This window comes from Janthinobacterium sp. EB271-G4-7A, from assembly GCF_020858075.1.
GTDB classification, from domain to species: domain Bacteria; phylum Pseudomonadota; class Gammaproteobacteria; order Burkholderiales; family Burkholderiaceae_D; genus Janthinobacterium; species Janthinobacterium lividum.
In genome coordinates, this window is record NZ_JACYMI010000001.1 from 1,209,225 (window position 1) to 1,232,704 (window position 23,480).

The 23,480-nt window shown below is 63.8% G+C and carries 19 protein-coding genes; 13 read left to right on the forward strand and 6 right to left on the reverse strand.

Annotated features, from left to right (window positions below; genetic code table 11):
• Positions 1-115: 115 nt before the first annotated feature.
• Together IGS58_RS05520 and IGS58_RS05525 are read right to left on the reverse strand one after the other, a co-directional pair.
• Positions 116-2,638, reverse strand: a complete 2,523-nt coding sequence (locus tag IGS58_RS05520) for a TonB-dependent receptor (protein ID WP_070260328.1) — start codon at positions 2,636-2,638, stop codon at positions 116-118.
• A gap of 432 nt (positions 2,639-3,070) precedes the next feature.
• Positions 3,071-4,585: an AMP nucleosidase gene (locus IGS58_RS05525; protein WP_034750639.1), complete on the reverse strand. Its 1,515-nt coding sequence runs from the start codon at positions 4,583-4,585 to the stop codon at positions 3,071-3,073.
• 122 nt (positions 4,586-4,707) lie between these two features.
• Between IGS58_RS05525 and IGS58_RS05530 the strand changes: the two genes are divergently transcribed.
• The 4 genes from IGS58_RS05530 to IGS58_RS05545 all read left to right on the forward strand — a co-directional run bounded on the left by IGS58_RS05530 (position 4,708) and on the right by IGS58_RS05545 (position 7,372).
• Complete coding sequence (locus IGS58_RS05530) at positions 4,708-5,304, forward strand: TetR/AcrR family transcriptional regulator (RefSeq protein ID WP_034783384.1); 597 nt, start codon at positions 4,708-4,710, stop codon at positions 5,302-5,304.
• 14 nt (positions 5,305-5,318) lie between these two features.
• Positions 5,319-6,122 carry a type I methionyl aminopeptidase gene (gene map, locus IGS58_RS05535; protein WP_176376279.1) on the forward strand — a complete coding sequence of 268 codons (804 nt, stop codon included), beginning with the start codon at positions 5,319-5,321 and terminating at the stop codon, positions 6,120-6,122.
• A 2-nt stretch (positions 6,123-6,124) separates the two neighbouring features.
• Entirely contained in the window at positions 6,125-6,649 is a 525-nt protein-coding gene (locus IGS58_RS05540; RefSeq protein WP_230520835.1) for a hypothetical protein, read from the forward strand.
• A gap of 78 nt (positions 6,650-6,727) precedes the next feature.
• Positions 6,728-7,372 (forward strand): FABP family protein, encoded by a 645-nt coding sequence (locus IGS58_RS05545; RefSeq protein WP_070260323.1) that lies wholly within the window; start codon positions 6,728-6,730, stop codon positions 7,370-7,372.
• A 138-nt stretch (positions 7,373-7,510) separates the two neighbouring features.
• Here the strand turns inward: IGS58_RS05545 and IGS58_RS05550 are convergent, their stop codons facing one another.
• Entirely contained in the window at positions 7,511-9,973 is a 2,463-nt protein-coding gene (locus IGS58_RS05550) for a tetratricopeptide repeat protein (RefSeq protein WP_230520836.1), read from the reverse strand.
• 80 nt (positions 9,974-10,053) lie between these two features.
• Positions 10,054-10,833 (reverse strand): AraC family transcriptional regulator, encoded by a 780-nt coding sequence (locus tag IGS58_RS05555; RefSeq protein WP_034783391.1) that lies wholly within the window; start codon positions 10,831-10,833, stop codon positions 10,054-10,056.
• A gap of 102 nt (positions 10,834-10,935) precedes the next feature.
• Here IGS58_RS05555 and IGS58_RS05560 point away from each other — a divergent pair, with 102 nt between their 5' ends.
• Together IGS58_RS05560 and IGS58_RS05565 are read left to right on the forward strand one after the other, a co-directional pair.
• Positions 10,936-11,826 (forward strand): DMT family transporter, encoded by an 891-nt coding sequence (locus IGS58_RS05560; protein WP_230520837.1) that lies wholly within the window; start codon positions 10,936-10,938, stop codon positions 11,824-11,826.
• A 38-nt stretch (positions 11,827-11,864) separates the two neighbouring features.
• The gene (locus IGS58_RS05565; protein WP_230520838.1) at positions 11,865-12,461 is read left to right on the forward strand and encodes an O-methyltransferase; all 597 of its coding nucleotides are present in this window, start codon (positions 11,865-11,867) and stop codon (positions 12,459-12,461) included.
• A 4-nt stretch (positions 12,462-12,465) separates the two neighbouring features.
• On the opposite strand, the gene IGS58_RS05570 is transcribed toward IGS58_RS05565, so the two are convergent.
• Positions 12,466-12,975 carry a GAF domain-containing protein gene (locus IGS58_RS05570; protein ID WP_442908369.1) on the reverse strand — a complete coding sequence of 170 codons (510 nt, stop codon included), beginning with the start codon at positions 12,973-12,975 and terminating at the stop codon, positions 12,466-12,468.
• 68 nt (positions 12,976-13,043) lie between these two features.
• Positions 13,044-13,934 (reverse strand): LysR family transcriptional regulator, encoded by an 891-nt coding sequence (locus IGS58_RS05575; protein ID WP_230520839.1) that lies wholly within the window; start codon positions 13,932-13,934, stop codon positions 13,044-13,046.
• An 88-nt stretch (positions 13,935-14,022) separates the two neighbouring features.
• Between IGS58_RS05575 and IGS58_RS05580 the strand changes: the two genes are divergently transcribed.
• From IGS58_RS05580 to IGS58_RS05610, 7 genes are all read left to right on the forward strand, one after another.
• Positions 14,023-15,015 carry an aldo/keto reductase gene (locus IGS58_RS05580; RefSeq protein ID WP_230520840.1) on the forward strand — a complete coding sequence of 331 codons (993 nt, stop codon included), beginning with the start codon at positions 14,023-14,025 and terminating at the stop codon, positions 15,013-15,015.
• Positions 15,016-15,153: 138 nt separating this feature from the next.
• The gene (locus IGS58_RS05585; protein WP_200880276.1) at positions 15,154-15,978 is read left to right on the forward strand and encodes a CheR family methyltransferase; all 825 of its coding nucleotides are present in this window, start codon (positions 15,154-15,156) and stop codon (positions 15,976-15,978) included.
• A 1-nt stretch (position 15,979) separates the two neighbouring features.
• Positions 15,980-16,588, forward strand: coding sequence for a chemotaxis protein CheB (locus IGS58_RS05590; RefSeq protein WP_230520841.1), 609 nt, complete (start codon positions 15,980-15,982; stop codon positions 16,586-16,588).
• A 106-nt stretch (positions 16,589-16,694) separates the two neighbouring features.
• Entirely contained in the window at positions 16,695-17,819 is a 1,125-nt protein-coding gene (locus IGS58_RS05595) for a hybrid sensor histidine kinase/response regulator (protein ID WP_230520842.1), read from the forward strand.
• The gene (locus IGS58_RS05600) at positions 17,816-21,199 is read left to right on the forward strand and encodes a hybrid sensor histidine kinase/response regulator (protein WP_230520843.1); all 3,384 of its coding nucleotides are present in this window, start codon (positions 17,816-17,818) and stop codon (positions 21,197-21,199) included. The genes IGS58_RS05595 and IGS58_RS05600 overlap by 4 nt, the downstream gene beginning before the upstream one ends.
• Positions 21,200-21,247: 48 nt before the next feature.
• Positions 21,248-21,646 carry an MAPEG family protein gene (locus IGS58_RS05605; protein WP_034783403.1) on the forward strand — a complete coding sequence of 133 codons (399 nt, stop codon included), beginning with the start codon at positions 21,248-21,250 and terminating at the stop codon, positions 21,644-21,646.
• A 96-nt stretch (positions 21,647-21,742) separates the two neighbouring features.
• Complete coding sequence (locus IGS58_RS05610) at positions 21,743-23,443, forward strand: RecQ family ATP-dependent DNA helicase (protein ID WP_442908353.1); 1,701 nt, start codon at positions 21,743-21,745, stop codon at positions 23,441-23,443.
• Positions 23,444-23,480: the final 37 nt, after the last annotated feature.

Here is a 23,480-nt window from a genome sequence, read left to right on the forward strand (position 1 = left end):
ACCGCTGCCTGCAGCGGTTTTTTTTCGTCTGCAGGGAATGAAAAAAGCCGCATGAATATGCGGCTTTTGGGAGAGTATCGGCAGCCATTTCAGGCCACCGGGGGATTGCGCTGCATTACATGAACTTGTAGCCTGCGCCGATGTAGAAGTAACGGCCACGCACGTTATACAACTGGGCAAAGCCCAGGGTGCCGTACTGGTTGCCTGCGCCCATGATGCTAAACGGCGGCATCTTGTCGAACAGGTTCTTGACGCCGGCCGTGAAGGTCAGGTTTTTCATCGCCACGTACTGGCCCGTCAGATCCACTTCGGTGTGCGAAGGAATCGTGCGGGTGCCAGGCTTGATTTCGTCGCGGCGCAAGTCCGAGTCGATCATGTCGCCTGTCGTGCGGATGACCAGGGAGCCGGACATATTGTCCTTTTCCAGGCTGGCCGTGAACGTGTTGCGGTACTTCGGATTCATGAACGTCTTGAGCGTGCTTTGCACCGGATCGGTTTCTGTATCCTGCGTTTCCATGCGGGTGTAGATGGTGGACGCATTGCGGATCGTGAATTTGCCGAACATCGTTTGCGGCGAGGTGTAGCGCAGGTCCGTATCGAAACCGCGCACTTCGGTGGTGGCCAGGTTCTGGTTGTTCAGCAGGATGCGGGCGTCGCCATTCTTGATTTCGACGTTGCCGCGTTCGATGGCCTTCAGTTCCGACAGGGTGCCGATTTCGTTCTTCTTGTCGATCTTGAAGTAATCGATGCTGACCGTCAGCGAGTTCACTGGCGAGAACACCATGCCCAGGTTGTAGGTCTTGCCCGTTTCCGGTTTCAAGTCCTTGTTGGAGCCGGAGACCTGGTAGTAGGAGAAGTTGGTACAGTTACCCGAGATCGAAGGGAAGGCATTGCAGACTTCCTTGTCGTTCGTCGTGTAGGCGCCGGCATCGACGCCGCCGAACATCTGTTTCAGCGATGGCGCCAGGTAGCTGCCCGCATACGAGCCGCGGAACATCAGGTTGTTCAGCGGCTGGTAGCGCAAGGCCAGTTTCGGGCTGGTCTTGCTGCCGACATTCGAGATGTCGTCATAGCGCACGGCGACCTGTGCTTCGACGTTTTTCAGAAATGGAATCGACAGTTCGCCGAAGATGCCCTTGGAATTGCGGTCCGCCTTGACGGCAGCCTGCTGGATGCTGCCGAAGACCACGCCATCGATCTGGTTCTGGTCGGGTTGGTCGCTCAGCGTTTCCTTGTTGTACGACACGCCGACGGCGTAAGCCATCGCGCCGCCTGCCAGGTCCATGATCGGCGCGGAAGCCTTGGCATTGAAGAAGGTCAGTTCCGACTTGCCGGCGCGCGTAGGCGTCAGGCGGATCTTGTCGACGGCTGCCTGCGCGTTGTCGGTACGGGTCGGGTCGATCGAGCCATTCTCGATCGCTTCGTTGAACAGATCGTAGTGCGCGTAGTTCGAATCGCGGTTGGTAGCCTTGCTCACGCCCTTGCCGATGGCTACATCCCAGTCGATGCCGCGCGTCGTGCCTTCCAGGCCCGTCGAGAACTGGGTCATTGTGCCCTTGCGGTTGGTCTTGCGCGGACCCATTTGCATGAAGCGGCCGGCAACAGTCTTGCCGTTGACCTGGAAATTGCCAGGTGCGGCCTGGGATTCGAAGTCATCCTTGCTTTCGGAATACGTAAATTCCGCAAACGCGCGGATGCTGTCGCTGATTTTCAGGCTGCCGATCAGCATGCCGCTGGCGCGGTCGGCGCCATTGGTCGAGGTCAGCAACGTCTTGTTGACGTCGAAACGGCAGGAGCCGGCGCTCAGATCACCCGGTGGGCATGGCACCAGGGTGCCGCCGCCGGCGATATTGCCGCTAGGATGGAAGCCGCTGCGGCCATCGGGACCACCAAAACGGCGGAAGTCGGCCGAACGGGTCAGGTCGCGGTCCTTGCGGTAGATCGGATCGCGCTTGAACACGTCGACCGTGGCCAGCACGTTGAAGCCCTGGGTGTCATAGTCGCCAAAACCGTAAACGAGGTTGGCCGTCTTTTCCTTGGCGTCCGAGCGCGAGCTTTGGCCGTAGCTGGTTTTCGCTTCCAGGCCCTGGTAGTTCTTTTTGGTGATGAAGTTCATCACGCCGGCCACCGCATCGGCGCCATAAATGGCGGAACCGCCATCTTTCAGGATTTCAATGCGTTCCAGCGCGCTCAGCGGGATGGCGTTGACGTCGACCGCGGCGCCCGCGCCCGAACCGTCAGCCAGCGCATTGGTCGGCAAGCGGCGGCCGTTCAACAGGATCAGCACGTTGCGCTCGCTCAAGCCGCGCATCTTGATGTTGGTAGTACCGGAGCCGGACGGCGAGCTGGCGCTCAGTTCGCCCTGGTCATTGATGTCGATGGAGGCCAGGTTGCGTACCAGCTCGGCGACGCTGGTGGCGCCCGTGCGCTCGATATCTTTCTTGCTGTAAATTTCCACTGGCGCGGCGGTTTCCGCATCCACGCGCTTGATGGCGGAACCGGTGACGACCACGCGCTGCAATTTCTCGTCAGCCTTGGCTTCCTGCGCCTGGGCGGCCTGGTGCATGAAACCTGCGCTCATGACCAAGGTACCGGCAAACATCATGCGCAAGGATTTGCTTAATTTCTTTTCAATCATTGTCTGTCCTCCAACTAGGAAACTTTAGTTTCCTTAGGGTTTTATTTAGCTATTTGAAATTATTTTCAAAGTTACCATGTTTACAAATTTAGTATTTTAAATTTGCAATTCATCAGACCATTTTTTGATCTTGACTGTCAAGAACTGCCGGGCATTTGTGCATGCGCATGGCACGCGCCAGAATGACGAGACATGAATTGAATTTGTGATGAGCAGGAAAGTATTAAATTCCAATTGTTAAATAAATTAAATTTGCCATTAGGAAAAATGATCGTTGAAAGTTCGGTGTTTGTCTGTTGCCTGTCTAGACAGCTGTTGTTTTTTTGTGACGATATTTTCGTCGTATAAGGCGGGGTGCGGCATTGCCGTGACTGGGTGCGTGGCAAAAAAAAGCCGCCCGGCGAGGGCGGCTGACGTGGCGCATGGCGGGTGTTACTGGAACGCGACCTCGGCAAAACTGCGCAATTTCCGGCTGTGCAACCGGTCCACGCCCTGGCGGCGCAGCAGTTCCACAGCGCGGATGCCGATGCGCAGATGCTGGTCGACCCGCTCGCGGTAGAAGTGATTGGCCATGCCGGGCAGCTTGATTTCGCCGTGCAGCGGCTTGTCGCTCACGCACAGCAGGGTGCCGTAGGGGACGCGGAAGCGGAAGCCGTTGGCGGCGATCGTCGCGCTTTCCATGTCCAGCGCGATGGCGCGGCTCTGGCTGAAACGGCGCTCCGGCGTGCGTTGCGGCAGTAGTTCCCAGTTGCGGTTGTCCGTGCTGGCCACGGTCCCCGTGCGCATGATGTGTTTCAGATCGTGCCCCGTCAGCTGGGTGATTTCCGCCACGGCCGTCTGCAGCGCCTGCTGGATTTCCGCCAGCGGCGGGATCGGCACCCACAGCGGCAAGTCTTCGTCGAGCACATGGTCTTCGCGCACATACGCATGCGCCAGCACGTAGTCGCCCAGGCTTTGCGTGGTGCGCAAGCCCGCGCAATGGCCGAGCATCAGCCAGGCGTGCGGACGCAGCACGGCGATATGGTCGGTGATGGTCTTCGCATTGGCGGGACCGACGCCGATATTGACCATGGTGATGCCGCTGCCGTCCGCGCGCAGCAGGTGGTAGGCGGGCATCTGCGGCAGGCGCGGCGGCGCGGCGCCCAGCGCATCCTCGCTTTCGACCGTCTGGCCGACCCGGCGCGTGACGACGTTGCCCGGTTCGACGAAGGCGATATAGCCATCGTCGTCCGATGGCGCGGCCGCATCGGGTGCGCGGTCCATCATGGCGTGGCCCAGGCGGATGAATTCATCGATGTAGAACTGGTAATTGGTAAACAGGACGAAGTTCTGGAAATGCTGCGGCGACGTGCCGCTGTAGTGGCGCAGGCGCTGCAGCGAGTAATCCACGCGCGGCCCCGTGAACAGCGACAGCGGCTGCGCTTCGCCATGCGCCGGTTCGTGCGTGCCGTTGGCGATGCCGTCGTCCATGGCCGACAGGTCGGGCAGGTCGAACAGGTCGCGCATGGCCAGGCGGCGGCCCGCGTCCATATTGCCTTCGATATGGTCATGCTCGGCGAACGAGAAGTGCACGGGAATGGGCTGGGCGCTCACGCCCACTTCCAGGTGCACCTTCTGGCCGCTGTTATGGTTTTTCAGCAGCAGGGTGAACTGGTCGAGGTAATAATCGCCGAACAGGTCGGGGCGCGTCAGGGTGGTTTCAAATACGCCGGGGCCGGCGACAAAACCGTAGGCCAGCGGCGAGTCGGCGCGCGCCACGGTGTCCGTCTGGATGCGCACGAAGGGGTAGCAGGCGCGCACTCTTTCGTGCATGTCTTCGCCGGCGACAAAACGCTGCAGCGCATCGCGCAAGTGTTCGATGCTGCTGCGGTAGATGGCTTGCACCTGTTCCAGCGCCAGGCGTGGATCGTCGAAGCGGGAGGAGGCGATGAAGGGGGGCGTAAGCAAGCGGATTCTCCTTGTGGCGGTTCGTGCATACCATTGTAAGGCAGCGAGGCAACTCTTGTTTGTCCCGTCTTCGCCGAACGGGAGCGCTTGACGGATTCAAATAGAATCTGTATTCTATTTGAATGGTCAGACTAGCCAAATTCAACGAAAACAACTTCATCGACAGCGCGATTGCCGTCGCCGCCCAGTGCGGCGTGGGTGCCGTCTCGATGGCCGCCATCGCCGTCAAGGCCGGTGCGCCCATCGGCTCCGTGTATCACCGCTTCGATTCGCGCAACGCCATCCTGGCGCGCGCCTGGCTGCGCGTGAAGAGCGACTTCCGCGAGGAAGTAGCCAGCCGCTGGCTCGGCGGCGACACCTGGGCCGGCGTGCACGGCTTGCTGGACTGGTGCCGGCGCAAGCCCGTGTATGCGCGCTTCCTGCTGCAATGCGCGGACAGCCCCGATTTCAGCAGTGGCCTCAGCGAGGAGTTGCTGGCCGCCGTCGAAGAAGAGCAGGCCGCGCTCGACGCCTGCTTTGTCCGCTGCGCCGAAGCCATGCCCGCCACCACGGAACTGGACCTCGATCACATGCTGCTCAAATTCGTCCTGATCGACGCCCCCGTGGCCGTCGTCAAGCCTTACCTGACCCAGGAGCGGCCGATACCGGCCAGCGTCGACGCCATGCTGCGCGCCTCGCACGATGCCGTGCGCGGCTGGGCCGCCCACACCACACACTAACCAAGAAGAAAACCATGCGCTATTCCACCCAGCTTGAACACGGCAAGAAAATTCCCCTGCATGACGAAGAAGGTTTCATCGGCATGCGCGCGGCCGGCCGCATCGCCGCCGACACGCTCGACTACATCGCACCCTTCGTGAAACCGGGCGTGTCGACGGCCAAACTCGACGCCCTGTGCGAAGAGTTCATGCGCGCCGCCGGCGCCATCCCCGGCACCATCGACTACCACGGCTACAAGCACGCCAGCTGCATCTCCGTCAATCACGTGGTCACGCACGGCATCCCGTCCGAAACGAAGATCCTGAAAGTGGGCGACATCCTCAACATCGACGTGACGCCGAAGTTCAACGGCTGGTTTGGCGACACCAGCCGCACCTTCAAGGTGGGCGCCGTCTCCATCCTGGCCAACCGCCTCGTCAACACGGCGTATGACGCCATGATGGCCGGCATCCACACCGTGCGTCCCGGGGCTACCTTGGGCGACGTGGGCGCCGCCATTGAAGCGGTGGCCAAGGCACAGGGTTTTTCCTCCGTGCGCGACTTCTGCGGCCATGGCGTGGGCCAGGTCTTCCACGACACGCCGCAAGTGCTGCACTATGGCCGCGCCGGCACGGGCATCGTGCTGGAACCGGGCATGATCTTTACCATTGAACCGATGCTCAACGTGGGCAGCTACCAGGTCAAGGTCTTGCCGGACAAATGGACGACGGTGACGAAAGACCGTTCGCTGTCGGCGCAGTTCGAACACTCGCTGGCCGTGACGGAAACGGGCTTTGAAATCTTCACCCTGACCGGTTCGACCGCGCCGCTGGTGTAAGCATGGATGACGCGCGCCGGCAGCAGCTCACCGATATCGTCGCCGCGAAAGCCGGCGTGGATGTCGCTTGCGCGGCGCGCCACCTGGCGCTGCATGATGATGACGTGGCGGCCGCCCTGCGCGGCATCGACGTGGAACGCTACACGCTCACGCAGCGTCTGCTGAACAAGTACCGGCGCGATCCGGAAGACGCGCTGCAGCACGTGGCGCTGGCCGTGCTGCAGCAGGAAGGCATCCGCAGCGACAGCGTGCTGCGTGCCGAACGTATCGCGGCCCTGGCGCCGGAAGTGGCATGCGTGCTCACGCTGGCCGAGTGGCTGGCCTATGTGGACTGGGAAGGCTTCGATAGCGCCCTGTACGCGAATATCGACGCGGTGGCGGCGATCATCGCCGGTGCATTGGGCCTGCCCAAGGTGGCTGCCAACCTGCTGCAAACGCGCGATGAAGCCGTGTTTGAAACGCAGCGCCCCGCGCTGGCTGCCGCGGCCCTGCTGTTTATCGAGCGCCACACTACGCAGTTTCCCTGACGGCTGGCGCTTTGCCGCCGGGCGGCGCGCATCTTACAATGGCGGCAAGCACTGTTGCCCCATTTTGAAGATTTCCGCATGAGCGATTTTCCCGAAGATATCTATACCGAGCCGTCCGCCGACGTGCACACCCTGAACAACCTGGGCCCATTGACCGGCATGGCCGGCATCTGGACAGGCACGCGCGGCCTGGACGTCAAGCCGAAGGCCGACGGCCCGCGCAAGCAGGCTTTCGTCGAGCGCATCGAACTGCAACCGATCGACCCCGTCACCAACGGCCCGCAACTGTTCTACGGCTTGCGCTACTACATCCACATCACCAAGCCGGATCAGGTCAAAACGTATCATGAACAGGTCGGCTACTGGCTGTGGGAGCCGGCCACGGGCGCCGTGATCCAGACCCTGGCCATCCCGCGCGGCCAGATCGCCATGGCGTCCGGCACGACGACGGCGGACGCCACCAGTTTCGAACTGGTGGCCAAGCGCGATTCGACGGCCTACGGCATCTGCTCGAACCCTTTCCTCGAACATGCGTTCACCACCGTCGAATACCGCATCAAGGTCGATATCCACGCCGATGGCACCTGGGGCTACGACGAAGACACGGTCATGCTGATCCGTGGCAAGGATGAACCGTTCCACCATACGGACCGCAACCTGCTGACCAAAGTCGGCGAGCCGACGCCGAACCCGATGGCCTTGCAGGCGCTGGCGGCGGTGTAAAAATCAAAAAGCGGCGACTTTTTCCGCCGCTCTGCTGGAGCGCCTGAAAAATGCTCAGGGCTAGGCGCGTTGCCGCAGGCAGTACGAACGTACGGCCAGGCAACGCAACAACGCCATGGGCTTTTTCTCAGGTGCTCCTTAAGGCTGTCCCTGGGCCACGGCCTTGATCGCGCGCTCTTCTCCCATGGCGGCGGCGATCTTCCAGCGCTGCATGGCGCTGGCGCGGTCGGGGCGTTTCAAGCCCGCGCCTTCCCAGTCCATCAGTCCCAGGTTGTAGATGTCGCCCGCGCTGCCCTTGTCGGCGGCCAGGGTGAACCATTTGCGCGCTTCCTTGTGGTTGACGGGGATCTGGTAGCCGCGCACATGGTACAGCCCCAATAAGTGCATGGCTTGCGCATTGCCCTTGTTCGCGGCCTGTTTCAGCAGGTCGAGTCCGCGCGCCATGTTGCGCGGTTCCTGCCAGCCTTCCGCGAGCATCACGCCTTTCGCCGTCAGCGCATAGCTGTCGTTCTTCACGAGGCCCTTGCCGATCAGGGGCTTGGCGGCCAGCTGGCGCGCTTCGCGCTGCTGCGCCGTCGGTGCCGTGACGGGGCCGGGCTTGCCTTCGCCCATCAGCAGCATCCAGCCATACAGGCCATACGCGCCGGCGTCGCCCTTGCCGACCAGGCTTTCCAGCATGGCCAGCGCCTGCGCCTTGTCGCCATTTTCGTACAGCTTGACGGCTTTGGCGCTACTGGCGTCCGGCGGCACGGCGGCCGGCGCATGGGGCGCGACAGGCACGGACGCCATGGCCGCCTGCGGCGGCGCAGAAACCGGGCGCACGCGCACAGGCAAGCCATAGCTGGCGGCCAGCACGGCCAGGCTGGCGGGAACGAGGATCAGCACTTGCGCCAGCTGGTTGCGGCGGCCCTTGCCGGCGATGCCCATGGCCCGTTCGGCTTGCTGCTCGCCGCCCAGCGCTTCACTGAGCACGGCCTTCACCTTGCGGTTGAACAGCCAGTAGCCGGCGCCCGTGACGAGCAAGCCGGCGACGGCGGCCGCACCGCGACCGGCGAAGAACCAGGTGGCGATGGCGGCGGCCAGGGCGGCCAGCGTGCTTTTCCACCAGAATTGCTTGGCCAGCCGCGTGTAGACCTGGCGCAGGGCGCCGAGCACGCAGGTGCGCACATTCTGCGCATAGTCGGCGGAGACGACATCGACGTGCGCGTGGTCCGCGTCGCCGCTGAGGACAGACTCGATCACGTCCGCATTCAGTTCAGAGGCGGCCACGTCGCGCAGCGGCGTCAATAAACCCTGCACGTGGGCCGAGAACAGGCCGTCGTCGGCGCTGCCGGCCAGCGCATCGCTGAGCGCCTTGAGGTCGCCGCGCAGCAGCTTTTCCACGATGTCGTCCAGGGTCAGCCAGCGCAAGTCCGTGCCGTACGCCACCAGGTGGTGCTTTTCTGCGTTGCACGATGCGTCCAGGCGCACGATGCGCAGCTTGGCCGCATACAGGGCGTCGACTTCCTGCGGCTGGTCTTCATTGTAAATGCTCACTTTCGCCAGGGTCAGGCTGCTGGCGATGGCGGCCAGTGAGTGCACGCTTTCCTTGTCGCGGATGCGGCGCGCGTCGTCGGGCGCCTGCTTGGGCAGGCTGACGCTGTAGCCGGGCGCCACGTGCACGTCGACCCAGGCCGCCTTGCCCACCTTGCCGGAGCCGTCGCAGGGGTTGCAGCGCAAGTCGCCCACGCCGCTGCAGGTGCGGCAGGTGACGCTGCCGCTGGCGCGGCAGGTGCCGCAATTGATGTTGCCGGACCCGTGGCAAGTGCTGCAACTGACCTTGCCGTAGTTGCAATGGTAGCAAGAGCGGTATTCGGTGCGGTACTGGGGCCGCGTTTCGCTGTGGTAGCTGGTGTGCGAGCTGCCGTTGCTGTAGGTGGTAGTGGGCACTTGCACCGTGATGTAGTCGGTGACTTGCTCGGACACCGTGCCGCTGCCGCTGCAATACGAGCACGATACCTTGCCGCTGCCGTAGCAGCCATAGGCGTCGCAGCTGACGGTGCGCCCGCCGTGGCAGCTCCAGCAGGTTTCCGTCGTCGCGCCGTGGCAGGTGTGGCAGCTGATGCGGCCTTTGCCGATGCAGTTGCTGCAAGTGTCCAGGTGCCAGTACTTGACGGCATGGGGCAGGTAGACGCCCGCTTCGACGCCGTTGTAGGCCTGGCCCGCCTGGCGCAAGGCATTGTCGAGCTTGCCCGCCGCGCGGCGCAGCCGTTCCTTTTCCTGCGCGTGAGCGAGTGCTCCCACCTCGTGGGAGCCACAGTGGCAGTCATTGCCCGCTGGCGCGAAATAGCCATTGATGACGCGCTGCTCGAAGCGCGCTTCCAGTGCGTAATTGGCTTGCAGGGAAAAATCCTGCAGCACGTCTTCTTCGCCCAGCGGCGTGATGTCGTGCGGCTCGAAACGCGTCTTGTCCTGCACCAGGGTGCGCAGCTTGCCCAGGACGGTGGGTATCTCTTCCTTGTCGAGCTTGATGGGCGCTGGCGCCGTTACGGCCGTTGCTGATGCCTGGGGCATGTCCTCGCTGCCTTGGGTATCGGTGGCCGTGTCGGTGCTGGGGTTCATGCGCGTCCTTTTGCTCTCTGGAAAGATGTTTGAATTTTAGCATCCCCATATGACAAAGCCGACAGCCCTGGTCCGCTTTTTCAGCGCAGGCCGCGGCGGAACTGGTCGGGCGTGCCGCCGCTCTGGCGCCGGAACATGGCGATGAAAGCGGAGGCCGTGCTGTAGCCCAGTTCCAGCGCGATCGCTTGCACGGTGTCTCCCTGTTCCAGCAGGGGCAGGGCGGCCAGGAAACGCTGGCGCTGGCGCCATTCGCCGAACGGCATGCCCAGTTCGCGCTGGCAGCGGCGCGCCAGGGTGCGCTCCGTGACATGCAGTTGCGCGGCCCACTCTGCCAGTGAGCGGTTACTGCCCGGCTCCGCCTGCAGGGCCGCCAGCAGCGCCGCGATGACGGGCTCGTCGCTGCCCGGCAGGTAGTTGCGGCTGCACGGCGCCAGCTGCAGCTGGTCGACCAGCACTTGCGCCAGGCGCTGGTCGGCCAGGGTGGCGGGCGTGGTGACGCCGCGTTCGGCAAAGTCGCCGAGTATGGCTTTGAGCAAGGGACTCAGTACCAGCGCGCACGGCTGCGCCGGCAGCTGCGCGCACAGGCTGGCATCGATATAGGCCGAGTGAAATACGACATCCTGACGGATATAGCCGTCGTGCAAGGTCTCGGGCGGTATCCACACGGCGTACTGGGGCGGCGACAGATAGCGCTGGCCCGCCACCATGATTTCCATCACGCCCGTGGAGCAATACGTGAGTTGGCCCCACGGATGGCTCTGGTAATCGAATTGCTGGTGCGCGTGGTAATCGTCGAGGCGGAAATACACGGGATAGGGCAGGGCGTCGGAAACGGCGGGGAAATGCTGGTTGCTGGCCATGGTGTCTTTGTCCTGTTCTTCGCATCATTTGTCCGGTATTCATTATATCCATGGAATCAGACCATGCGAAAATGACGCTCGTTGAATAATGGAGTACGCCGCATGCAAGCCAAGCATTACCTGTTTCCCGTGATCGCCGTGCTGATCTGGGCCATCAATACCATCGTCAGCAAGATGGCCGTGGGCGTGATCGATCCGGCCGCCATCTCGTTCTACCGCTGGCTGCTGGCCGGCGTGCTGCTGGCGCTGGTCTTCAGCCGCGCCGTGTGGAAGCAGCGGGCCGTGGTGCAACCGTATCTGGGAAAACTGTTTGTGCTGGGCATGCTGGGCATGGTCATGTACCAGTGCCTCGCCTACATTGCCGCGCAAACGACGACGGCGACGAATATGGGCATCCTCGCTTCCCTGATGCCGCTGCTGGCCGTGGGCCTGTCCGTGCTGCTGCTGGGAGAAGCGCCCACCGTGGGCGGCGTGTTTGGCGGCCTCGTGTCGCTGCTGGGACTCGGCTATCTGCTCAGCCATGGCGATCCGGCCGCCCTGATTTCCCATGGCGCGGCCGTGGGCGACGCCCTGATGCTGCTTGCCTGCCTGTCGTATGCGGGCTATGGCGTGCTGCTCAAGCGCTGGAAGATTCCCCTGAATAACTGGCACTCGCTGCTGATCCAGGTGTGGTGCGCCGTGCCCGTGCTGTTCGTGTATTACCTGAGCCAGTCCGCGCCGCCCGTGACCGGCGCCGGCTTGCCGCTGGTGCTGTTTGCCGGCATCCCCGCGTCCATCATCGCGCCGTTCTTGTGGATGCATGGCCTGGCCAAGCTGGGACCGAGCCGCGCCACTACTTTGATGAACCTGCTGCCCGTGTTCACGGTGATCATCGCCATGCTGTTCCTCGGTGAAACCTTGCACAGCTACGATGTGATCGGCGGCGGCGTGACCCTGCTGGGCGTGGTGATGGTGCAATACCTGAAGCGCCCCCTGCGCCGTGCCAAAGCCTAGTTTTCTTGCTATGCTGATGCTTTGCACAAGGAGGCGGCATGCACAGCATCGATACCCTCGATACCTTATTAAGCGAACTGGAAGCATTCGGCAACGCCAATGATGCGGCGCATGTGGAGCGGGCAAGCCGCATGCTCAACATCACGCGCGACACGGGCGAATTGCTGGCCGTGATGGTGCACGCGCGCGGTGCGCGACGGGTGCTGGAAATCGGCACCTCGAACGGTTATTCCACCCTGTGGCTGGCGCGCGCGGTACAGGCGCTGGGCGGCAGCGTGGTGACGGTGGAAAAGGCGCAGGACAAGTTCGACATGGCGCATGCCAACTTTGTGCGCGCGCAATTGCAGGGCGTGATCGGCCAGCTGCTGGCGGACGCGGGCGACGTGCTGCGCGATGCGGCCGACGGCGCCTACGATTTCATCTTCCTCGATTCCGCGCGTCAGCAATATGAGTCCTGGTGGCCACAACTGGACCGGGTGCTGGCGGCCGGCGGCGTGCTGGTGGTCGACAACGCCAGTTCGCACTACGCGGACATGGCCGGTTTTGTCGAGGCCATCCGCGCCGACAGCCGCTACACGACGTGCCTGGCGACGGTCGGCAAGGGCGAATTCATCGCCGTCAAGGCGGGCAACTAGTTAATTACTCGGCGACGATAGCCGCTTCCAGCACGCGCACCAGCGATTCGACGCCTTGCGCGTCGACATCGTCGAAGCGGCCGGGCAAGGGGCTGTCGAGGTCGAACACGCCGATGATTTGACCCTGCGCAAACACGGGTACCACCAGTTCCGAACGGGAATTGACGTCGCAGGCGATGTGGCCGGGAAACGCGTGCACATCCTGCACGACGATGGACTTGCCTTCGACCACGGTGGTGCCGCACACGCCGCGCCCCTTCTTGATGCGGATGCAGGCCGGCTTGCCCTGGAACGGACCCAGCACCAGTTCCTCGCCTTTCAGGAAGTAAAAGCCGGCCCAGTTGAGACCCGGCATCGTATTGAAGACCAGCGAACTGAAGTTGGCCGTATTGGCGATGAAGTCGCTCTCGCCCGACAGCAAGCCTTGCAGCTGGGAGCGCAGGTCCGCATACATGGCTTGCTTGGCTGCGGGAGTATCGGTGCCGTAGGCGGCGTCGCTGAGGGTAAACGTCATGGTCGTGGTGGCGCTCGAAAATGGGGAAGGCACCATGGTAGCGCGTCTGGCGCATCCGCGCCCGGCCTTCATTTTTTCAGATGTTCTTGCGCCAGTTGGCGCAGCAGGGGCAGGGCCGCATGGCCATGCTCTTCCCGCCAGGCCAGGCCGATGCCGGCCGCCAATTCCTCGCCTTCCACCAATGGCCGGTAGACCACGCCGGCCAGGCGCAGCGCGCGGAAGGAATCGGCCAGCAGGGCCATGCCCTTGCCGGCCGCCACATCGCCGAGCAGCACATGGTGGTCGGGCGCTTCGCGCAGGAAAAGCGGCGCGAAACCATGCCGGCGGAAAACTACCTGGCAATGGTCGAAGAAGGCGGGCTGGCGCGCCCGTTCGAACCAGTAAATCGATTCTGCCGCGATGTCGGCCAGGCTGAGCTTGCGCTTTTTCGCCAGCCGGTGCCCGGCGGGCAGGGCCAGCATCATGGGCTGGCGCGCCAGCGGCTGCACGGCCAGCTCGAAGGTGGCGCTGGGCAAGGCAAGCAGGGCCGCGTCCAGCTGGCCCTTGCGCACGGCCGCGACCAGGCGCGGCGATGGTGCGGCCGTCAGTTCCAGGCGAATATTGCCCAGTTGCCCCTCCAGCGCCGCCAGCAGCGGGCGGAACAGGCCGGCCGCCACGGCACTCGTCAGGCCCAGGCGCAGGCGCGCGGGCGCGCTGTCACGCTGCAGCGATTCTTGCGCCGTCTCCAGCAAATCGAGGATGTGCAGCGCCTGCGGCAGCAGGGTGCGGCCCGCCTGCGTCAAGGCCACGCCCTGCGTGTCGCGCTCGAACAGGCGCGTGCCCAGCCGCTCTTCCAGCCCCTTGATGGCGCGCGACAAGGGCGGCTGGGTCATGTGCAACTGTTCTGCCGCCTGGCGGAAGTTCAGGCAGCGGGCGACGGCGCAAAACAGGGTCAAGGCATGGGTATCGAGGGCTCTCATACCAGAAAGGTATCACGAAATCGCGCATTCCCCCGCCAGCCGGTGCGGCCTAGACTGGCTGCATTGAGTCAACGTGAGGGAGATCTACATGCAACTGCAACAACGACGGATCGGCCATAGCGGCTTGACCAGCTCGGCAATGGGCCTGGGCTGCATGGGCATGTCGGAATTCTATGGCGCGACGGACGAGGCGCAATCGCTGGCCACCCTGGAAGCGGCCCTGGCGGCGGGCGTGACCCTGTTCGACACGGCCGACGCCTACGGTTTCGGCCACAACGAGCAATTGCTGGAGCGCTTCCTGGCAGCCCATCGCGGACAGGCCCTGGTCGCCACCAAGTGCGGCCTGGCGCGCGAGGCGGGCAGTTACGCGCGCCGCGTCGACAATTCCCCCGCCTACATCCGCCAGGCATGTGTAGCGTCGCTGGCGCGCCTGGGCGTGGAGAGCATCGACCTGTTCTACCTGCACCGCCTGAACCTGGAGACGCCACTGGAGGAATCGATGGGGGCGCTGGCGCAGCTGCTGCAAGAGGGCAAGATCCGCGCCGTGGGCCTGTGCGAAGTAAGTGCCGCCACCCTGTTGCGCGCGGCGGCGCTTTGCCCCGTGGCCGCAGTGCAGAGCGAATATTCGCTGTGGACGCGCGAACCGGAGCAGGGCGTGCTGGCCGCCTGCCGCGAAGTGGGCGCCAGTTTCTTTGCCTACAGCCCGCTGGGGCGCGGTTTCCTGACGGGGGCCATTGCCGATGGGGCCAGTCTCGACGCGGGCGACTTTCGCCAGTTCAATCCCCGTTTCGCGGCTGGGAACCTGGCGCGCAACCAGGCCATCGTCGCGCAAGTCAAGGGCATCGCGCGCGCAAAAGGCTGCACGCCGGCCCAGCTGGCGCTGGCCTGGCTGCTGGCGCAAGGCGACGACATCATTCCCATTCCCGGCACCAAGCGCATCGCCTACCTGCACGACAACCTCGGCGCGCTGACCGTGCATCTGGACGGGGCCGAACTGGCGGCGATGAACGCCGCCTTTCCCTTGGGCATGGCAGCGGGCGCGCGCTACACGGAGGAAGGGATGAAAGGCGTGGATGCCTGAAAAAGATGGCGCAGTGTACGCCAGCGTACCTAACTGATACTTTCCCTGCGGGATAATCGCCAGTGATCTGCTAGCATTTGGCAGTGCTGCATGGTGTGCGTTGCACTGTGTTCAACGGTCTGGTATCCGATGAGGTGGATGTTGTTAGATGACGATATTTTCGATATAGAACTGAAGTTATTGCTTGAGGGAATACTGCTGCGGTATCAGCACGATTTCCGCGACTATTCCGTCGCGTCGCTGCGCCGGCGCATGCGCCAGGCCATGGAGCGCTTCGGCTGCGCCAGCCTGTCGCAATTGCAGGACCGCATCTTGCACGAGCCGGCCATGTTCGCGCAGATGCTGCAGTTTTTCACCGTGCAAGTGAGCGAGATGTTCCGCGATCCCGCGTATTTCCGCGCCTTGCGCGAAAAAGTCGTGCCCATCCTGCATACCTATCCCTCCATCAAGATCTGGGTGGCCGGCTGCAGCAGCGGGGAAGAAGTGTGGTCGCTGGCCATCTTGCTGGAAGAAGAGGGCTTGCTTGAGCGCAGCATGATTTACGCGACCGATATCAATGTGGAAGCGCTGGCTGCGGCCGAAGCGGGCATCTATCCGATCGAGCGCATCGCCCAGTTCAGCGAGAATTACCAGCTGGCGGGCGGCAAGCGCTCGCTGTCCGACTATTACACGGCCGCCTACAAGGGCGCCATTTTTGAGCGGCGCTTGCGGCGCCAGTTCGTTTTCGCCGACCACAGCCTGGCGACGGACAGCGTGTTTTCGGAGGTGCACATGGTTTCCTGCCGTAACGTCATGATTTACTTCAATAAAGACTTGCAAGACCGCAGCCTGGGCCTGTTCCATGAAGCGCTGGTGAACCGGGGCTTCCTGGGCCTGGGCATGAAGGAAAGCCTGCACTTCAGCCGCCATGCGGCCAGCTTCAACGAGCTGAGCCCGGCTGAACGCATCTTCCAGCGTGCCTGACATGTTGCCGACCAGCGACATCGCGCCACCGCCCGCCGGCCTGCGCCTGATCGCCATCGGCGCCTCGGCCGGCGGCGTGGAAGCGCTGGGCATCGTGCTGCGCGCCTTGCCCGCCACCTGCCGCGCAAGCGTGGTGGTGGTGCTGCACCTGGCGCCGGGCCGCTCGAGCCAGTTGCCGCATCTGTATGCGGAACGTTGCCACTTGCCCTTGCGCGAGGCGCAGGACAAGGAACCTCTGGAGACGGGGGTCGTGTATTTCGCCCCACCCGATTACCACCTGCAAGTCGAACCCGATGGCTGTTTTTCCCTGTCGCAGGAAGCGCCCGTGTATTTTTCGCGCCCGTCCATCGATGTTCTGCTTGAAACAGCCGCGTACGCCTACCGGCGCGCCATGCTGGCCATCATCCTGACGGGTGCCTCGGCCGATGGCGCGGCGGGCCTGGCGCGCGTGCGGCAGCTGGGCGGCAGTGCCTGGGTGCAAGACCCGCAGCGGGCCAGCTATGGCATCATGCCGGCCGCCGCGCTCAAGCGGGCTGGCGCCGACCGCGTGCTCGATTTGCCGCAGATGGCCGCCAGCCTGGCTCTGCTGGACAACGGGGAGGACAAGTGAATGGCGGCATGACAGTGCGTGTAATATATATGCAAAGACTGAAACAATATTAATTTCCATATCAAAACATTATGGCACTGCCGTGACGATGCCTGAAGACCGATCCGTGACCGCTCCTATCCATATCCTCGTCGTTGATGACATCGCGCAAAACCTGGTCGCCGCCGAAGCCGTGCTGGCACGGCCCGGTATTATCATCCTGAAGGCCAGCTCGGGCGCGCAAGCGCTGGAATTGCTGTTGACGCATGAAGTGGCGCTGGCCCTGATCGACGTGCAAATGCCGCAGATGGATGGTTTCGAGCTGGCCGAGCTGATACGCGGCAGCGAGCGCACGCGCAGCATTCCCCTGATTTTCCTCACGGCCGCGTCGCGCGAACCGAGCTACAGCTTCCGTGGCTACGAGGCGGGCGCCGTCGATTTCCTGTACAAGCCCATCGACGTGAAAGCCTTGCAAAGCAAGGTGGCCGTGCTGGTCCAGTTGTACCAGCAGAAACGCGAGTTGTCGGCCCAGCTCGACGAGCTGAAGCATGCGCTGCACCTCAATGAACTGTTCATGGCCGTGCTGGGCCACGACTTGCGCACGCCCCTGTCGGTGGTGATGAACGGCGCCATGCTGTTGCCGATGATGAGCGACCACCCTAAAGTGGTCGTCACGGCGCAGCGCATCGAAAGCAGCGCCAAGCGCATGGGCCGCATGGTCGACCAGTTGCTGGACCTGGCGCGCATCCGCTCGGGCACGATGGAGTTGCGCAGCAGCACGCACGACTACCTGGCGCTGGCGCGCGCCATCGTCGACGAGTTCGAGACGGCGGGCCAGGCCCCGCTGGTCGAGATCAGCAGCGTGGGCGAGCTGCACGGGCAATGTGATGCGGGCTTGTTGTCGCAAGTCATCTCGAATCTGTTATGCAATGCCATCACGCATGGCGAGGCGGGCACGCCGGTGCAACTGGCCCTGGACGGACGCGATGCCGACAGCATTGAATTGCGCATCGCCAATCGTGGTGTCATCCCGGCCGCCTTGCTGCCGACCCTGTTCGAACCGTTCCAGCAGGCGGGCGAGAAGCGCAGGACGGGGCAGGGTCTGGGGCTGGGCCTGTACACGGTGAATATGTTCGTCAAGGCCCACGGTGGCACGGTCGAGCTCAGTTCGACGGCGACGCAGGGCACGGTGGCGACGGTGCGCATCCCGCGCCAGTGCCAGGTGCGCGTGCAAGCGGGACTGTCCACATGAGCGCGCCAGCCTGGCCGCGCGGCGGCGGCAGCATGGGCGAGCTGCTGCGCCGGCGCGACTGGTCCGCCACCAGCCTGGGTGCCCTCGATGGCTGGCCCGCGAATTTGCGCACCAGCGTCGACATCGTCCTCCATTCGCCGATGGCGATGGTGCTGATGTGGGGGCCGCAACACGTGATGATTTACAACGACGACTACATCCAGATCGCCGGGGAGCGCCATCCGGCGGCGCTGGGCGGCACGGTGCCGGCCGTCTGGCCCGAGATATGGGACTGGAACGCGCGCATCCTCGAAGCGGGGCTGCGCGGCGAGACGCAGGTGCACCGCGAGTGCTGCCTGCCGCTGTTGCGTGACGGACAGCGCACGGACGTCTGTTTCGACCTGTTTTACACGCCCGTGCATGGCGCCGACGGCCAGGTGGATGGCGTACTGTGCACGGCGCTGGAATTGACGGCGCGCATGGAGGAGGGGCGCCAGCTGAAGCTGGCCACGGCCGAGCTGGGCGAACTCAACACCACCTTGCAGGCCGAGGGCGAGGCCGTGCGCGAGGCCAACCGCCGCCTGGGCGAGGAGCGCGCGCTGCTGCGCGCCCTGTTCCAGCAGGCACCCAGCTTCATGGCCATGCTGCGCGGGCCGCAGCATGTGTTCGAGCTGGCGAACGAACATTATCTGCGCCTGGTGGGGCACCGCGATTTGCTCGGCAAGACAGTCGAAATGGCCTTGCCCGAAGTCAAGGCGCAAGGTTTCATCGAGCTGCTCGACCAGGTCTACCGCACGGGCGTGCCCTTCGAAGGGCGCCAGGTGAAGGTGGATTTGCAGACGGCTGACGGGCTGACGGGCCAGCGCCATATCGACTTCGTCTACCAGCCCATCAAGGATGACGAGGGCGTGGTCACGGGCATCCTCGTCGAAGGCATCGACGTCACCGAGCGCATGGAAGGCGAGGAGCGGCTGCGCCTGGCCCAGCAGGCGGGCGGCATCGGCACCTTCGAATGGTTCCCCGATACGGGCGCGATGGTGGTGTCGCCTACCTTCCGCCGCCTGTGGGGCATTGCCGACGAGGAAGTGGTGACGGAACGCCTGCTGGTGAGCCTGGTCGATGCGCGCGACCAGCAAAAGGTCGGACCCAGCAAGCTGGATCTGGCGCCCAATCCCCTCGAATACGTGGAGTACCGGATCCGCCGTCCCGCCGATGGCGCGCTGCGCTGGATCGCGCGCCAGGGCGAGGTGGTGGCCGGCCGCGTGCCGGGCCAGCGCCGCTATGTCGGCGTGTCGTTCGACGTGACGGAGCGGCGCCACATCGAAGATGAACTGAACGCCAGCCAGGAGCGCATGGCCGCCATTTTCGGCCAGGCTTCCGTGGGCTTGTCCGAGCTGGGCCTCGATGGCCGCTTCCAGCGTGTCAACGGCGCCCTGTGCCGCATGCTGGGGCGTTCCGCCGAAGAGCTGCTGAGCTTGAACATGAACGACATCATGCATCCGGCAGACGTGCCTGGCAACGGCGTGCTGTTCCAGCGCCTGGTGGAAACGGGCGAGTCGTTCTCGCTGGAAAAGCGCTACCTGAAGCCCGATGGCTCGCAAGTGTGGGTGTCGAGCAATGTCAGCCGCCTGGTCGATGAGCAGGGTCATACGCGTTCCCTGATCGCCGTCAAGACGGATATCACGGACCGGCGCCGCGTGGAAAAAGCGCTGCATGAATTGAACGAAACGCTGGAACACCGGGTCGAACAGGAAGTGGGTGAGCGCACCAAGGCCGAAGACGCCTTGCGCCAGGCACAAAAGATGGAAGCCGTGGGCCAGCTGACGGGGGGGATCGCGCACGATTTCAACAATGTGCTGCAAATCATTTCCGGCAATTTGCATTTGCTGCATCACCTGGCGGGTACGGATGGCTTGATGCGCCAGCGCCTGGACACGGCGATTGCCGCCGTCGAGCGGGGCGCCAAGCTGTCGTCGCATTTGCTGGCATTTGCGCGGCGCCAGCCCTTGCAACCCGTGGTGGCCGATCTGGCGCGCGTGGTGCGCAACATGGATGCGCTGTTGCGGCGCGCCCTGGGCGAAGCGATCGACATCGTGCTCGTGGGCGGCGGCGGACTGTGGAATACCCTGATCGACCGCAGCCAGATCGAGAACGTCATCCTCAACCTGGCCATCAATGCGCGCGACGCCATGGATGGCGTGGGCAAGCTGACCATCGAGCTGGGCAACGTCGTGCTCGACGAACAGTATGTGCATAATCTGGTCGACGTGCCGGCAGGCCAGTACGTGATGCTGTCGGTGACGGATACGGGCCGCGGCATGAGCGGCCCCGTGCTGCAGCGCGCGTTCGAGCCGTTCTTCACGACCAAGCCGGAAGGCGCGGGCACGGGCCTGGGTTTGTCGATGGCGTATGGCTTTGTCACGCAAAGCCGCGGCCATATCCGCATCTACAGTGAACCTGGCGTGGGCACGGGAGTCAAAATCTATTTGCCCCGCTCGCTGATGGCGGAAGCGGACGAGGAACTGGAATTGAGCGGCGTCGTCACGGGCGGCACGGAAACGGTGCTGGTGGTGGAAGACGACGTGGGCGTGCGCACCACCGTGGTCGACATGCTCGGGGCGCTCGGCTACAAGGTGCTCAAGGCCGAGGATGGCGAAAGCGCGCTGGCCGTGCTGCACAGCGGCGCGCAGATCGACTTGCTGTTTACGGACGTGATCATGCCCGGTCCCGTCAGCAGCACGGAAATGGCGCGCCAGGCGCGCGAGTTGCAGCCCGATATCGCCGTGCTGTTTACCTCGGGCTACGCGCAGGATGTCATCGTGCACGAAGGGCGTCTCGACGCGGGGGTCGAATTGCTCAGCAAACCGTACCGGCGCGAAGAGTTGGCGCGCAAGCTGCGCCATGTGCTGGCCAACCGCCAGCAGCAAATGCGCGCGCGCCAGTTTGAACGGTCCGGCGCGCCGGTGGCCGGCAGCACCTCGGCCAGCGTGCGGGGCGGCGGCACGCCGGGGCTGGACTTGACGGGCCATGCGCCAACACCGCAGGGTGACATGCCGACATCGATGAAAATACTCGTGGTGGAAGACAATCTCGATTCGCAGCTGATGGTGTGCGAACTGGTGGGTATGCTGGGCCACACGGTCAGCGGCGTGTCCGATGGCGAGGCGGCGTGGGATCTGCTCAACGAGCAAGACTTCGATATCCTGTTTACGGATGTCAGCCTGCCCGGCATGTCCGGCATCGCCCTGGCACGCATGGTGCTGCGCGATAAACCGGACATGCGCATCATCTTTTCCACGGGCTATGGCAAGGAATCGATGGATGAGCTGGGCTTTTCCGCCAGCGTCCTGCGCAAGCCTTATGATTTGATGGAGTTGCAAGCGGCACTCGACCAACCCTGACAGGCATGCGCCGGCACGGCTTGCCTGTCTCACCCGCAGAGGTAAAGGATGACCCCTGAATTGACGATGCTGGCCTGCACTTTGGTGCTGGCGCTGCTGCAAATCCTGCTGCCCGCGCTGTTTCGCACGCGCGAAACAGGCACGGCCTATAACGTGAGCGCGCGCGACGGCGACGGGCCGCCCGTGGGCAAGATCACGGGCCGCTTGCGGCGGGCCCAGGCGAACCTGTTCGAAACCCTGCCCCTGTTCGCCGCCGCCGTGCTGATCGCCCACGTGACGGCGCAGGAAAGCGCGCTGACCCTGTACGGCGCCGCCCTGTACCTGGCCGCGCGCGTGCTGTATTTGCCCCTGTACGCGTTTGGCGTGCCTGTCGTGCGCACGCTCGTCTGGTGCGTGTCGATTGCCGGTCTGCTGATGCTGTTCTGGGCCATCCTGTTTGCTTCCTGAATTCCTACGCCGGCTGTGGCGCCCGTCCTATGGCGGTGCGCCAGGCCCGGCCTTAAAGTAGCTGCACCTTATCGCAGTGTTACTTTCGGGACGACAATGATGAGCAGTGCAGCGAACCAATCCGGCCAGCCCGGCAAGCCCGGCAAGTACATCCAGCGTTTGCTGCGCTCGGTCTTTGGCGTGGCGCGGCTGCGCACGGGCCAGCAGGATGTCATCGACAGCGTGCTGGCCGGGCGCGACACCCTGGCCATCATGCCCACCGGCAGCGGCAAGTCCCTGTGCTACCAGTTGCCCGCCGCCCTGTTGCCCGGCGCGACTTTGGTCGTGTCGCCGCTGATTTCGCTGATGAAAGACCAGCTGGAAAAGCTGCAAGAACTGGGCATCACGGCCGTGCAGCTCAACAGCAGTCTGTCGCGCGCGGAAGAGGACGAGGCCATCGCCCGCATCGGCCAGGGCGGCAGGATCATCATCTTTTGCACACCGGAACGCCTGACCAGTGCCGCCTTCCTGTCCCTGCTGGGAGCCTCGCCGCCCAGCCTGGTCGTCATCGATGAAGCCCATTGCATTTCCCAGTGGGGCCATGACTTCCGTCCCGCCTACCTGGAAATCGCGGCCGCCCTGCGCGGGCTGGGCCGTCCGCCCGTGCTGGCGCTGACGGCCACGGCCACCGGCGAAGTGGTAGACGATATCGACGCGCAACTGGAAGCGCGCAAGCTGCAGGTCATCAATACCGGCATCTACCGGGCCAATTTGCGCTACCGCGTGATCCAGGTCACGAATGCAGGAGAGAAACAGGACGAAGTCTTGCGCCTGCTGCGCGAGACGGCGGGCGTGGGCATCGTGTATGCGGCCACCGTCAAGGCCGTCGAGGACCTGGCGGCGCGGCTGGCGGAACTGGGCGAGAGCGTTACGTGCTACCACGGCAAGCTGGCGGCGCGCGAGCGCAAGCACAACCAGGATTTGTTCATGAATGGCGAACGCCGCATCATGGTCGCCACCAACGCCTTTGGCATGGGCATCGACAAGCCCGACACGCGCTTCGTCATCCACTTGCAGGTGCCGGCCAACCTGGAAGCGTACTACCAGGAATCGGGCCGGGCTGGGCGCGACGGCTTGCCCGCCGACTGCACCTTGTTGTATTTCCAGGAAGACAAGCGGGTGCAGCAATTCTTTCTGGCGAAGCATTACCCAACGGAAGGGGAATTGGCGGCCATCGTGGCGGTGGCGCAAGAACTGCCAGCCACGTTTGCTTTCGCTGCGCTGGCGTCCAGCCTGCCCGAGTTTTCCGATGGCCACTTGAAGGTGTGCCTGAAACTGTTGAAAGACGGCAAGCTGCTGCGCCAGGACCGCAAGCTGGGCTACAGCTTGAAAGCCCCCTCGGCCGCCACGCCCTCGTTTGCGCAGCTGGCGCAAGTCTATGTCGACAAGCAGGAGCGCGACAAACAGGCGCTCGAGCAGATGGTGGCGTATGCGCAAAGTGGCCTGTGCCGCTGGAAACTGCTGCTCGATTACTTTGGCGATGCCGGCGATGCCGGCGATTTCGAGCGCTGCTGCACTTGCGATAATTGCCTGTCGCCGCCCGCACTGGCCGCGCCCATCACGCTGGACGAGTTGCCGCCGGCGCCTGTCCAGGTACCTGCGCCGGCACCGGCGCCCCAGATCGCCGTCGGCAGCCGCGTGCGCGTGCCCCGCTATCAGATCGGCACCGTGCTGTCCGTGGCGGGCGACCAGGTCACCATTGCCTTTCCAGAAAACACCACGCGTACCTTCATGGCGGAATTCGTTGTCCCCGCATGAAGCCATGGTGCGCTGCCGAACAGTGATCTGGCGCAAG

Bases quoted from the DNA above. Each gene is read 5' to 3' on its own strand.
- IGS58_RS05520 (WP_070260328.1), bottom strand. From the start codon at position 2,638: ATGATTGAAAAGAAATTAAGCAAATCCTTGCGCATGATGTTTGCCGGT.
- IGS58_RS05530 (WP_034783384.1), top strand. From the start codon at position 4,708: ATGGTCAGACTAGCCAAATTCAACGAAAACAACTTCATCGACAGCGCG.
- map (WP_176376279.1), top strand. From the start codon at position 5,319: ATGCGCTATTCCACCCAGCTTGAACACGGCAAGAAAATTCCCCTGCAT.
- IGS58_RS05540 (WP_230520835.1), top strand. From the start codon at position 6,125: ATGGATGACGCGCGCCGGCAGCAGCTCACCGATATCGTCGCCGCGAAA.
- IGS58_RS05545 (WP_070260323.1), top strand. From the start codon at position 6,728: ATGAGCGATTTTCCCGAAGATATCTATACCGAGCCGTCCGCCGACGTG.
- IGS58_RS05550 (WP_230520836.1), bottom strand. From the start codon at position 9,973: ATGAACCCCAGCACCGACACGGCCACCGATACCCAAGGCAGCGAGGAC.
- IGS58_RS05555 (WP_034783391.1), bottom strand. From the start codon at position 10,833: ATGGCCAGCAACCAGCATTTCCCCGCCGTTTCCGACGCCCTGCCCTAT.
- IGS58_RS05560 (WP_230520837.1), top strand. From the start codon at position 10,936: ATGCAAGCCAAGCATTACCTGTTTCCCGTGATCGCCGTGCTGATCTGG.
- IGS58_RS05565 (WP_230520838.1), top strand. From the start codon at position 11,865: ATGCACAGCATCGATACCCTCGATACCTTATTAAGCGAACTGGAAGCA.
- IGS58_RS05570 (WP_442908369.1), bottom strand. From the start codon at position 12,975: ATGACGTTTACCCTCAGCGACGCCGCCTACGGCACCGATACTCCCGCA.
- IGS58_RS05575 (WP_230520839.1), bottom strand. From the start codon at position 13,934: ATGAGAGCCCTCGATACCCATGCCTTGACCCTGTTTTGCGCCGTCGCC.
- IGS58_RS05580 (WP_230520840.1), top strand. From the start codon at position 14,023: ATGCAACTGCAACAACGACGGATCGGCCATAGCGGCTTGACCAGCTCG.
- IGS58_RS05585 (WP_200880276.1), top strand. From the start codon at position 15,154: ATGTTGTTAGATGACGATATTTTCGATATAGAACTGAAGTTATTGCTT.
- IGS58_RS05590 (WP_230520841.1), top strand. From the start codon at position 15,980: ATGTTGCCGACCAGCGACATCGCGCCACCGCCCGCCGGCCTGCGCCTG.
- IGS58_RS05600 (WP_230520843.1), top strand. From the start codon at position 17,816: ATGAGCGCGCCAGCCTGGCCGCGCGGCGGCGGCAGCATGGGCGAGCTG.
- IGS58_RS05605 (WP_034783403.1), top strand. From the start codon at position 21,248: ATGACCCCTGAATTGACGATGCTGGCCTGCACTTTGGTGCTGGCGCTG.
- IGS58_RS05610 (WP_442908353.1), top strand. From the start codon at position 21,743: ATGATGAGCAGTGCAGCGAACCAATCCGGCCAGCCCGGCAAGCCCGGC.